Here is a 13,362-nt window from a genome sequence, read left to right as displayed (position 1 = left end):
CTTTTATTTTTTATTTGGTCTATAATTGCTTCTGATCTTCAAGTCAGAATCAAATGTACTGGTTAATTAATTTGGCGTATTGCTTTTTTTACTTTTGATCTGTAAAATCATAAAGTTACCAGGTTTTATCTGGAAGTTTTTATCTGTTTCTATGGCGTTTATTGCGGTTCCGCTTTCGCGAAAGCGTGCATCATTTCCCGCTATATTCATACTAATGGCATTTTCATTAAAGAAAATGGTCGTTTCTTCTCCAAAATAGCTGCGCTTGATCACCAGCAACCCATTATTCTCTGCCATCACTTGTGTAGTTCCATAAAGTAAAGACATGGAATTGCGTCTCAAATGCACCAATTCCTGCACCAGTTGACGCAGGTTCTTCTCCCGATCTGAAAGGCCGTTAAACTTCATCATCTTGCGATTATCAGGGTCGTTTGCTCCTATAGAACCGTACTCGTCGCCATAATAAATAACCGGCACACCTGGCATAGTCATATTAAAAGCTTGCAACATTCCCAATCGATCAAAAGCGGTAGAATCGCTCATCATTATTTCACGAGTCCAGCCCGCTTTTTTAGCATCTTCATCAAACTTTACATCACCACTCGCATAGCTTATAAACCTTGCTCGGTCTTGATTTCCAGAAATATTCCCCATTAAGTGATGGTGACCGTAATATTCCAATCCTTTTTGAAGCGTCTCTGTAAGATTTGCATAGTTCCCATCTTTTGTAGCAAAAGCACTCACCGCAGCATCATACTGGTTGAAGTCAAATTGGGCATCCAGCATTCCCGTGCTTACATAGCTTCTTATCAAATCGTAAGAGCCGTAGGTTTCCCCTATTTGATAAATGGGTCTGTCGGTATTTTTACGTACTTTTTGAGTTAGTGTTCTCCAGTAAATTTCCGGAACATGTTTGGTCGCATCATGACGGAAACCGTCCAGCTTATATTCAGTTACCCAATATAAAGCAGAATCTGTCATTTTTTCTACCACTTCTGGTTTTGAAAAATCCAGGGTAGGCATAAAAGTATCAAACCAAGTTGTCAAACGATGGTCGTCCCAGCGCTCTGTGTTTAAGCTTCCGTCTTCTAGATATAAATTAGTCGCCCATTCTGGGTGTTGTTTATATAAAGGATGTTCTTCATGTACATGATTTGCCACATAATCTAGAATGACATTCATATCGCGTTTGTGCGCTTCTTTGATGATTTCTTTTAGGATCTTTTCATCTCCAAATCTATCATCAACCTTTGTATTAGAAATAGGCCAGTAGCCATGATAACCGCTAAACTTTGTGCGCGGCTCTGGCCACAATCCATAAGCGCCCTCTGGATTTTGAGTAATAGGCGATAACCAAACAGTATTGATTCCCAAGTCTTCAAAATAACCCTCTTTGATCTTTGCCAAAATGCCAGCCAGATCACCACCCATATAGTTAGCTTTAGGCAAAACCTCTGGATCTGGCACTGGCTTTGTATTGGCTCTATCTCCGTCAAGGAAACGATCTACCATCATAAAATACAATATTTGCGTATGGAAATCACTACGAGCTAATTGACTAGGATCTTTTACAACTTGTCTATTTTGAACCGGAATCAACAAGTCGTTGGTACGTCCATTTGCATCGCTGGCATAAACTCGTACCAATTGTGTTTTTGAAATACGCTTTGAGAAATCTTTTTCAGGCAAATTGACCGTGTAGGTGTTTTGGTTTTTGGTCTTCACCGCTTCTATAAGCTGGTTTTCATAAAGTGCCACCACATTATCTAGCCCTCCAGAAGCTTTAAAAGTAAAACCTTGATCTATGATTTCTCCGTAAAAAAGTTGAGCTGGATCTGCCAGGCGACTGTTGTCTAACAACCGATTAAAACCTCCCATTCCATTGCTAATAACACCGGGTTCATTTCCTGTTAGTGTTTCTTCATTTCCACCTTCTAAGAAAAGGTATTGAAACTTGCCTTGTGGCACCCTTGCTTTGTAAACTAACTCTTCTCCGTTATACTCTAATTCTTTACTCGCCCAATTGGTAAACTCTCCTTTTATGGTAACATTTTTAAAATTCCCATTATAAGGGATTTCAATGATCTTACTGTTGCTTTTAAAAACAGGAACATCGTTTCTGATCCCTTCTGTCCATAAAGTGATATGGGAAATAAATGGAGCGTCTTCTTCCATCTTAAAAGTATAAACGCTGTCTATAGGAACAGATTCCCGCTGCGTAATTCCGTAACCTAAAGTGACACTATCTGCCTTTTTTATTCCTAGATAATCGGCATATAGAACAGCTGTGTTTCCTTGAGAAGATTCATAAACCGGAGTCGTCATCACCTCGATCACACTAGCTCTTCTATCGAGTGTGTTTTCTTCTTTTGTACCGCAGCTAAGTAGGAGCAAAGCTGCAAATAGGACAATTAGTTTTTTCATTTAATAATTTGTTTCTTTTTTGATAAAAAGGTTTTTTTACTCGTTTGCTAACAGCCTTTGCCTATCGGCATTTACCTCAAGGGAAAATCTTAACTATGAGCACTTTCTTTATAGTTCAACCTTGTTAGGTTTTTACTCTTGCGCAAGCACTATTATCCTGCGTACATTATGCATTTCTCTTGCTGTTCTCGTCGGGTGCAAGTAAGGGAAACCTTCATTTCTAGCTATGGTCGTTAGTTTATCTAACACACCAACTACCGTCTTTCCATAAGGAAAGATAAGAGTTAGGTGTTTGCAGTGCTAAAAACTATATTCCATCACCATGCTTGTTTTACCAGCGACTTTTAAATCAGCAGTCAGTTTCACTTTTTTATCTGTCAAGATATTAGTTCCTTCTTTTGCGGTATAAATTCCTTCTTTGAATCTAGAAATGTCTAAAGTTACTTCTTCTGGATTGTTATTGATGATCACCATCACACTATCGACACCATTTTCTCTAAAATAGACATAACAATTATTCTCAGGGACGTATTGAAGTAATTTCCCATTATGGATCACTTCTTTATTCTTTCTATAATTCAGCAGTTTCTTAGTGAATTCTTGAAAGGCTTTTTGCTCTAGAGTAGGTTCTTTAAAAGCATTCCCCTCATCGCCTTTCCATCCTCCAGGAAAATCTCTTCTGATGTCACCGTCACCATCGGTATCTCGGTTACCACCCATTCCTATTTCATCACCATAATACAATTGCGGAATCCCTCTAGTGGTTAACACTAAAGTCATAGCCAGTTTGTATTTGGCTAGATCGCCGTTGTACAATCCGTTGCCGTTGATGCGATTGGTATCGTGATTTCCTGCAAAAACCAAGATATTATCAATATCCGGATATAAAAAGTCATTGACAAAATTCTCATAGACTTTTACCATTCCTTTGTCCCAACCTTGATCATTTTCATTAAATGCACTTGTGATCGCATCGTGTAAAGTAAAATCCATCACGCTGGGCAAGTGTGTATTGTAATCCTGAAGGGCAGCGATTTTAGAATCTTTTTGCCAGTAAGCAATTTGCGCTTGATCGTGTAACCAAGTTTCCCCTACTATATTAAAGTTAGGGTACTCCTCCATGATGGCTTTGGTCCATTTTGCAATGCCTTCCTTTTCATTATAGGAATAGGTATCTACGCGCAACCCGTCTAATCCAGCATATTCTATCCACCAAATGGTATTTTGAATCAAATAATTTAAAACTAATGGATCACTTTGATTGATGTCTGGCATGGAACTGACAAACCAACCTTTCTCTGCATAAATAGCATCTCTTTTACTGACATTAGGATCCATTTGTGTGGTCTGTCGGTAAGAGGAGTTGGCATATCCAGCAACAGGAAAATCTTCTCCTTTATGATCATCAAATTGATGGATCCAGGTTTGCGTAGGTAAATCCTGCATCATCCAGTGCGTTGCGCCCCAATGGTTGGTCACATAATCCATGACCAATTTCATATCTCTTTTATGCAACTCATCGCCCAGTCGTTTATAATCGGCGTTTGTCCCGTATCTTGGGTCTATTTTATACAAATCACTTTGAGCATAACCATGATACGAATAACGCTCATCATTATCTTCTAATAAAGGCGTACTCCAGATGGCAGTAGCTCCTAACTCATTGATATAATCTAAGTGATCCATAATCCCTTGAATATCGCCTCCATGGCGACCACCTTTTAATTCTCGATTTACTTTTTCTAGGGTATCATCCGTACTATCGTTAGAAGGGTCCCCATTTGCAAATCGGTCGGGCATGATTAGGTAAATAGCGTCACTGGAATCGAAGCCTTTTCTTGATCTAGAATTAAACTCTCTTTCCTTTAAGGTAAAGTCAATTACATTATAGGTATCGTAAACGTTTAAAAGAATCTTATAATCACCCGAAATGGCATTTGCAGTGTCTAAAGTCAAAAACAGATAATTGGGATTCTCTGTTTTACGAACTTTTACTATTGGTAAATCACTATCAATTGGAGCAGAGTAATTGGCTATATTTTCTCCATATAACAGCACCTCCACTTGAGAATGTTCCATATCAGTCCACCAGAAAGGAGGTTCTACTCTCTCGATAGATGGTGCTTGTACCGCTTTCGTACCGCAACAAGTGAGGTATAAACTGTTTTTTAAGTCCGCTTTCGCGAAAGCGAAATTAAAAGAACAAGCGAGATACACAACACTACTTAATAAAATGGCTAATCTATTCATAGGTTAAGCATTTACAAATTGTGGCTCCAAAGTGATGTGCTCACCATTGAGAATAATATCTTGATCGTGCTTTCCTTCTAGACTTACTTTAGTTCCAGAGGTCGTGACCTGCACTTCTATAATCTGATGTCTAAAGTTGATTTTAAAACTGAAACCGCTCCATTGTTGAGGAAGTTTGGTCGTAAAACTAGGTTTGTCATCAATGATTTGAAGACCTCCAAAACCTTCTACAATACTCATCCATGTTCCTGCCATACTGGTAATATGACAACCTTCTTCTACTTCTTGATTATAGTCATCAAGATCGAGACGAGCGGTTCTCACATAAAGCTTATAAGCCTGATCCATACGATCTAACTTTGCTGCTTGTATACTGTGAACACAAGGAGAAAGCGAGCTTTCATGAACGGTTAAGGGTTCATAAAAGTCAAAGTGCTTTGCGAGTTGTTCTTTGGTAAAGTGATCTTCAAAGAAGTAAAAGCATTGCAGCACATCAGCTTGTTTTATATAACAGCTTCTTAAAATACGATCCCAAGACCATTTCTGGTTGATAGGCCTGTTTTCTTTAGACAGCTCCTCTACAGGAATGATTTCTTTATCTAAAAATCCATCTTGTTGTAAGTAGATTCCTAATTCTTCATCGAAGGGCATGTACATATTTGCTGCCACATCCATCCATGCTGAGATCTCGTGATCTGTCAGTTTGGTTTTGGCCATGATGCGCTCGTAATCAGATGGGTGTGCGTCTTTTACTTTATGGATATTTTCTACTGCATACTCAATACACCATTTTGCTAAGTAATTGGTATACCAGTTGTTGTTGACATTGTTTTCATATTCATTAGGTCCAGTAACGCCTAGGATCATGTACTTCTTAGCTCGCTGGGAATAAGTAGCCCGTTGGTGCCAAAATTTTGCAATAGCGATCATTACTTCAAGTCCCATTTCTGGAACGTAACTGTCATCTCCAGTATACCTGATGTAATTGTAAATGGCATAAACCATCGCCCCATTGCGGTGTATTTCTTCAAAGGTAATTTCCCACTCGTTGTGAGATTCTTCCCCGTTCATAGTAACCATTGGATATAGAGCAGCTCCAGAAGAAAACCCTAATTTCTTAGCATTTTCAACGGCCTTGTCTAGCTGCTCATATCTATATCTCAATAAATTACGTGCTACCTGTTGATCTTTGGTAGCCATGTAGAAAGGAATACAATAAGCCTCTGTATCCCAATAGGTAGAACCTCCATATTTCTCTCCAGTAAATCCTTTAGGACCTATGTTAAGACGAGAATCCTTACCTGAATAAGTTTGGTTCAATTGGAAGATATTAAAACGAATCCCTTGCTGTGCTTTGAGATCACCGTCTATGGTTATATCTGCCATGGCCCAAATTTGCGCCCATGAATCTGCCTGCAATTTAAGCAAACTTTTATAACCTAATGCTGTCGCTTTATGTAAAACAGCTTTTGCAGCCGTAAACAAGTCCCAATGTTCATGATTTAAACTAGAAACATAACCGGCATACTTGATAAGCGTGACGCTTTCGCCTTGAGCGATATCGCAAACAGCTTTATGTCTGATCAGGGTATTATTCTGATCAAAATGCGCAGCATATTGCACATGCTCGCCATTTTTAATCAGCTCTGATTGCATGTAAGTTGCTACATAAAAGTTGGTTTTATTAGTTCGGCTGCGTACCAGACCTTGATGGTCTTCAGAAACCAGTTCTTCTACTTCCCAGAACTTATCATCCCAGTTAGTGTCTTCATTAGTAATTCCTGCATCAATATACGGCTGAAAAGAAATTCTTACATCTCCTTTTACTGCTGTTACTTTGTAGTTCATCACTGCAAGCTCATCTATTTCTAGACTCATAAACCTGCGCGCAACTACTTTAATCGCTTTATCATCAGAAAAATGAGCGACAAAAGAACGCTCGTACCAGCCTTCTTTCATATTCAGTTCCCGACGGTAATCACTCACTTCTTGAGCTGTCGCAAGGTCCAACTCTTCTCCATCTACAAAGACATCTATTCCTATAAAGTTAGGAGCGTTTAAAACTTTTGCAAAGTATTCTGGATAGCCATTTTTCCACCATCCTACTCTCGTTTTATCTGGATAATAAACTCCTGCTAGGTAACTTCCTTGAAAGGTATCTCCTGAATATTTTTCTTCAAAATTTGCTCGTTGCCCCATAGCACCGTTACCGATGGAAAAAAGGCTTTCGCTAGATTCTACTTGAGACGGCTTCCACCCTTCTTCAATGATAGACCAGGCGTTTGGTATGATATATTCTTGATTCATTTCTTTTGACTTAGTAATGTGTTGATATAATCCTGGGGCATATCTGTAAAGTGTGTAAAAACCTCATCTGCCTCATGCAATATGTTTTCTTCTCCCAATCCTATGGAAATCATTCCAGCGGTGTTTGCAGCTTGCACTCCTGCAACACTGTCTTCAAAGACGATACTGTCTTGAGCCGTATAATTTAATTGCTGGCAAGCGCTAAGGAATACTTCTGGATCTGGTTTTGCTTTAGTAACGTCAGTTCCATCTACAATAACTTCAAACAGGTCTAGTATTCCTAATTTTTGTAAAATAGGCCGTGCATTTTTACTCGCACTTCCTAATGCAATAGGTAGCTCTTGCTTTTTTAAGTTTAAAAGGAAGTCGTGCACTCCTGGCATAATGTCTTTTGTGCTTAGGCTTTTTATAAGATCGAGATACTCTTCGTTCTTTTGATCCATTTTTTGTTGAAAGACTTCTGGAGAGATTTCTTTCTTTCCCCATTCTAAGATTTTCTTAAGTGAATTCACCCTAGAAACTCCTTTCAGTTGTTCGTTTTCTTCTTCTGTAAAATTGATGTCTAAAGACGCCGCTAATCGCTGCCAAGCTATAAAATGGAACTTTGCTGTATCCACTATAACGCCATCTAAATCAAATATGAATGCTTTTTTAACCATTTAATCGTTTGTAATAGCAGGCTGATAAGTAATCGCCTTTTTATTTGTAATTAGTAAATTAGAGAATGCTGCAATAATTAAGAATACTCCAGCAATAGTCATCGCATGAATAGATTCTTCTCCAATTAAATTATGCAATAAAACTACCCCTCCTACAGCGGCTATTATTTGTGGGATGACAATAAACATATTAAAGACCCCCATCATTAATCCCATTTTAGAGGATTCAACAGAGCTGGAAAGCATGGCATAAGGCATGGATAAAATACTACCCCACGCAATACCGATGAGCCCAAATGATATGTAGAGGTTATCTGGGGCCCCTGGACTGTAAAACATATACAAGAAACCGAGAGCTCCTGCGAGCAAACTTCCCATGTGAATGTATTTTCTGTTGATGGACTTGTAAGCGGTATAGAACGTAAGAAGTAACGCAAAAATCATGGAGGTTAATCCGTAGATACCCATTTTAGAACCCACATCATCACTAGCTTCATTATAAGCTTTATCTAAGCTTTTGTATGCTGTTTTTGATGTTTCACTTAAAAATACGATTTCATTTTCTGAAGACCTAACAGCCTCTTCTTCCCCATCTTCATTAGTTGTTAATTGAGCAAACTCCATGACATCTGGTTTAGAGGCATTGTATATATGACTGGTAAGCGCAGGATTTGCCAGTGTCCACATCGCAAAGAATGCAAACCAGGAGAAGAATTGTACCACTCCTAATTTTTTCATGATTAAAGGCATTAAGGCATAGGTCCCTAATATGGTAGCGAGCATTCCTTTTTTCTCTTCTGGCTCCCCGGCATCATCAAACGCAGCCATTTCTTCAGGAGTATATTCTTTTGTAGTAAATATGGTTACGAGAATGGAAGTAATAAAAACAAAAGCGCCCACCCCAAAAGCTACTTTCACAGAATCTGGAACGACTCCAGGAGCAGCTTCATTTGAAATTTCTAATGTATTGTTGACCCATTTAGGTAAGTTGCTGGCTACCCATGTCCCCACACCTATGATTAAGGTTTGTACTACAAACCCGTAACTGCGTTGTGATTCTGGCAGTTTATCTGCAACAAGCGCTCTAAAAGGCTCCATAGAGATGTTAATGGAGGCATCTAGGACGAGTAGTAAGCCCGCAGCCATCCATACTTCTGAAGAATAGGGCATAAATAGCAAGGCGATAGAACTCAAAATAGCTCCTATAAGAAAGAAAGGACGGCGACGTCCTAATCTTTTGTGCCAAGTATTGTCACTGAGGTAACCTATAATGGGTTGTACGATAAGACCAGCAAGTGGCGCGGCAATCCATAATAATGGAATTTCAGACTCCTCTGCTCCTAATGTTTCAAAAATACGTGACATGGTAGAGCCTTGAAGGGCAAAACCAAACTGAATACCGAGAAATCCGAAACTCATGTTCCAAATATCCCAGAAACCTAACTTAGGTTTTTGCATATCGTTATTGATTTAATGACGATAAGCCTTATGACTTATCAAAACTTATGGTGTGTGTGAAGAAGATAAGTTTTGATTGATCAAATTGAATGAAATGGTAAAATTTTCATTCAATTTCTCGTTAAAGATATAACTTTAATCGGAAGTGTAAAACTATTAATTTATGGTGTAGATTCTCTTTCTATCAGTGTAGTTTTTACGATAACGGTTTCGTAAGTTTCATTATCGTGATCTTTAGACTCTAGCTTTTCAATCAGTTTTGCAGCAGCGATCCCTCCCATTTCTTCACCGTTCTGTCCTATAGTCGTTAAAGTAGGACTGGCAAATTTAGAAAGTATTCCATCCGTAAACGCAACAATAGCAACATCTTCTGGTATTTTCTTGCCTGCCTTTTGCAAGGCTTTACTCGCCATAACTGCAAACAACTCGTTTACTGCTACTACGGCATCAAAATTGTTATTTACTACAAAATTTTCGATAGCGCTTTCACAACTGTCAATGTCTTCTATTTTGAGAAATTGCTGGTCTTCTACTTCAAAACCCCGTTGTTGCAATGCTTGTTTAAAGCCTTGAGAACGCAATCTACCCACGTTAACGTAGTCTACGGTACTGATAATACCTAATTTGTTTTTACCTTTTCTCAATAAGAACTCCGTCGCTTCATGACCTGCGGCAACATCATCAATAATCACTTTATCGCAAGGTATATCGTTAGATACACGATCAAACATTACTATAGGCATTCCTTGATTAGTCACCTCTCTTAAATGGTGGAAATCCTGTTTCTCCATGGTTTCTTTGGAAAGGCTCATGATAAAACCGTCTATACTGCCATTTGCCAGCATATCCATGTTGACAACTTCTTTATCAAAACTCTCTCCAGACAAGGTGATAATGACCTGATAGCCTTTTTCATTTGCCACGCGTTCCACTCCCGAAATAACTGTCGCAAAAAAATGGTGAACAATTTCGGGAATGATGATCCCGATCTTTTTTGTCTTCTGATTCTTAAGACTCAGTGCTATACTATTAGGCTTGTAATTGAACTCCTTTGCGTACTCTTTGATCTTGTCTCTAGTCTCAATACTTATTTCATGTGAATCTCTCAATGCCTTAGAGACAGTTGATATAGAGACTTTTAAGTCTTGCGCTATTTTCTTAAGTGTAATCTTTTGAGCCATTATAACTTAGGTTATGAATAATTGTATGTTTCGCTTTCGCGAAAGTGAAGATAGTTTAAAATAATACTACAATGAACCGAAAACGTTTTCGTAGAATGTGGTAGAAAAAAGGTTTTGTTAACATTTACTTTACATAATTTAGCTGCCGTGTGAGAAGAAGATGACACTAACAACTAATTAAATCAACGAAATGAATCAAAAATCCAAAGCAGTTTTACTGTTATTTTTACTACCGTTTTTTGCATTTGCTCAAAGTGTAATTACTGGAACAGTATTGGAATCTAACGGCTTACCAGCTTTAGGAGCTACTGTTTCAATAAAAGGAACATCTAACGGTACATCAACCGATTTTGATGGGAAATACACGTTAAATAATGTTCCTAGCGATGCTGTCATTCTGTTCTCTTTTGTAGGTTATACCACTCAGGAAATTCCTTTTACGGGACAGACCTCCATCAATATTACTTTAGAAGAAAATCCTTCTGAGTTAGATGCCATCGTACTTATAGGATATGGAAGCACTAAAAAAGCAAATGTAACCGCAGCGCAAACGACTGTAAATGAAGAAGAGTTTAACAAAGGAGCCATCGTATCCCCTGGCCAATTAATAGCTGGTAAAGTGGCAGGTGTGCAAGTTACCGCTGCTTCTGGTCGTCCAGGCGACGGCCCTACCATCAGAGTACGTCCTGGTTCTACACTAGGTGGAAATCAAGATGCTCTTTATGTAGTAGATGGGGTGCCATTAGATCAGCGTAATGCGAGTCTTAATTCTATCAACCCAGCAGACATTGAGTCGTTCACTATTCTTAAAGATGCGAGTGCTACCGCTATATATGGTAACCGTGCTTCTAATGGTGTCGTTTTAATCACGACCAAAAAAGCAAAATTAAATAGCGACCTTAAATTGGGATACGATGTTCAATTTGCAGTCAACCAAGTTCAAAACTATGCTGATGTATTAAGTGCAGACGAGTTTAGACAACTGATTACAGACCAAGGAAGAGATCCTTCTGTATTAGGTACCGCAAATACTGACTGGCAAAATGAAATTTACCAAAATGGTACTAGAGTCATCCATAGCCTTACTGCAGAGAAAGGTTATGAAACTACCTCCATACGTGCGTCACTTGGTTACACTAACGAACATGGTACTTTGTTGAGGTCTGGTTATGAAAGAGCTACATTAGGACTTAATGTGAGACAGAATTTTCTTAAAGGAGATTTAAAACTAACCTTCACTTCTCAAATGGCTCAAGAGGAAATCAGAAATGCTGATGGTGGTGCTATAGGCGCTGCTGTAGTTTTTGATCCTACGCAATCTATTTTTAATAATACCGGCGCTTTTGGCGGTTATTTTGAATACACCAACACTACAGGTCCAGAACCTAATGCACCTCGTAATCCATTAGGACTATTAAATAGTTTAGATTCCCAATTAGACAATTCACAAGCCAGATTAAATCTTAACGCTGCTTATAACATCAGACAAGTTCTTGGTTTAAAATTTACTGGTAATGCAGGTATCGATTATAATGAATTTGATAGTTATTCTATTAGAGACTTCAACTCTGGAGCTGGTGCTCGTGGAAATAACAGAAGCTTTAGTGAAGGGTTTAGAAGAAACCAATTGCTAGATGGTCGCTTTGATTATAAGCGAACTTTAGAATCTCTAGATACTGATATGGATCTAACATTAGGTGGAAGTTATCAAGATTTTACTCGTCAAACAACTGGTCGTTCTACCATAAACAACTCCTTGCAAGAAAATCCAGTAGGCATAGATGACTCTGCACTGGTCACCGCATTTGCAAGAGCTTCCTTTGACATTAAGGATTTAGTTGTTTTATCAGGTAGTGCTTCCCGTAATGGTAGTTCTCGTTTTTCTGAAGAAAATAGATGGGCTAATTTCTACGGTGTTAGTGGAGCCTTAAAATTAACCAACACTAATTTTGTTCAGAACAGTGGCTTCTTATCTCAATTAAAACTACGTGGCGGTTTTGGTCAGACAGGACAGCAAGATATCCCTGTATCTTTTGCATTCCTATCCGTTTTCACACCAGGACAACCTCAAGCGGCTGTACAATTTGGAGATCAATTTGTCACTACAATACGTCCAGAAGGAGCCATTGACTTAAAGTGGGAAACTACAGATCAGTGGAATGCCGGTATCGACTTAGGTTTCTTTGACGACCGTATTACGGGTAGCGTAGATGGTTTTTATAGAGAAACAAGTGACCTATTGCTTTTCGGCCCGCTTCCATCTGGAGGGTTAGAAAATGGAAGTTTTCAGAATGCTGGTTCTACTTTAAGTAGAGGTATCGAGTCCAGTATTTCTGTAAAGATGATTCAGTCTGAAAATATGAATTGGACCTTATCTGCAAATGCTACCGTACAAGAAATAGAAATTACCGACCTTGCCGGTGCTGAAAACGCTCCCGTACAAGTAGGCGGGATTTCGGGAGGTGTAGGAAACAATATCCAAGAATGGTCGGTAGGATCTGACCCGACTACCTTCAGTGTTTTCCGTCAAGTATACGATCAAGATGGAAATCCGTTAGATGGTGTCTTTGTAGATACCAATGGTGATAATATCATCAACGATGCCGATAGAGTTCGTTATAAAAAAGCAAATCATGATGTGTATTTTGGATTCACTTCCAACTTCAATTATAAAAATCTAGATTTAAGTTTTACCTTTAGAGGTGCCGCTGGCGGTTACAACTACAATAACGTGGCTTCTAACGCAGCTAACTACGGTAGTATTTTCCCAACGAACACACAGAATCCAATTTATGTCAATGCGCCGGTAGATGTTTTAGATACCAACTTCTCTCAACAGCGATTATTTTCTGATTACTACATCCAGAAATCTGATTTTATCAAGTTGGATAACATCTCGTTAGGTTATAATTTCCCAGGCGACAAAGTAGATATAAGAGCCTCCGTTACAGGAACTAACCTTATAACTATTACAGATTACGACGGGGTTGATCCTGAAGTATTCGGTGGTATAGACAACAATCTTTTCCCTCGTAACAGAGGACTAATCTTTGGATTAGGGTTTAATTTTTAAAAAAGCAATA

The 13,362-nt window shown here is 38.7% G+C and carries 7 protein-coding genes; 1 reads left to right on the top strand and 6 read right to left on the bottom strand.

Annotated features, from left to right (window positions below; translation table 11 throughout):
- Window positions 1-66: 66 nt before the first annotated feature.
- The 6 genes from F0365_RS07040 to F0365_RS07015 all read right to left on the bottom strand — a co-directional run bounded on the left by F0365_RS07040 (window position 67) and on the right by F0365_RS07015 (window position 10,279).
- Window positions 67-2,424, bottom strand: coding sequence for an alpha-amylase family glycosyl hydrolase (locus F0365_RS07040; RefSeq protein WP_169933056.1), 2,358 nt, complete (start codon window positions 2,422-2,424; stop codon window positions 67-69).
- 300 nt (window positions 2,425-2,724) lie between these two features.
- Window positions 2,725-4,674, bottom strand: a complete 1,950-nt coding sequence (locus F0365_RS07035; protein ID WP_169933055.1) for a glycoside hydrolase family 13 protein — start codon at window positions 4,672-4,674, stop codon at window positions 2,725-2,727.
- Between the two features lie 3 nt (window positions 4,675-4,677).
- Complete coding sequence (locus tag F0365_RS07030) at window positions 4,678-6,981, bottom strand: glycoside hydrolase family 65 protein (protein ID WP_169933054.1); 2,304 nt, start codon at window positions 6,979-6,981, stop codon at window positions 4,678-4,680.
- A complete protein-coding gene (gene pgmB, locus F0365_RS07025; protein WP_169933053.1) occupies window positions 6,978-7,640 on the bottom strand; it encodes a beta-phosphoglucomutase in 663 nt (220 codons plus the stop codon). The genes F0365_RS07030 and pgmB overlap by 4 nt, the downstream gene beginning before the upstream one ends.
- The gene (locus F0365_RS07020; RefSeq protein WP_169933052.1) at window positions 7,641-9,098 is read right to left on the bottom strand and encodes an MFS transporter; all 1,458 of its coding nucleotides are present in this window, start codon (window positions 9,096-9,098) and stop codon (window positions 7,641-7,643) included.
- A 161-nt stretch (window positions 9,099-9,259) separates the two neighbouring features.
- Window positions 9,260-10,279, bottom strand: coding sequence for a LacI family DNA-binding transcriptional regulator (locus tag F0365_RS07015; protein WP_169933051.1), 1,020 nt, complete (start codon window positions 10,277-10,279; stop codon window positions 9,260-9,262).
- A gap of 190 nt (window positions 10,280-10,469) precedes the next feature.
- Here F0365_RS07015 and F0365_RS07010 point away from each other — a divergent pair, with 190 nt between their 5' ends.
- Window positions 10,470-13,352, top strand: coding sequence for a SusC/RagA family TonB-linked outer membrane protein (locus F0365_RS07010; protein WP_169933050.1), 2,883 nt, complete (start codon window positions 10,470-10,472; stop codon window positions 13,350-13,352).
- Window positions 13,353-13,362 lie beyond the last annotated feature (10 nt).

It is taken from the genome of Nonlabens sp. Ci31, from assembly GCF_012974865.1.
In the GTDB taxonomy this organism is placed as follows: Bacteria; Bacteroidota; Bacteroidia; order Flavobacteriales; family Flavobacteriaceae; genus Nonlabens.
This window is presented reverse-complemented; position numbering and strand designations above follow the sequence as displayed.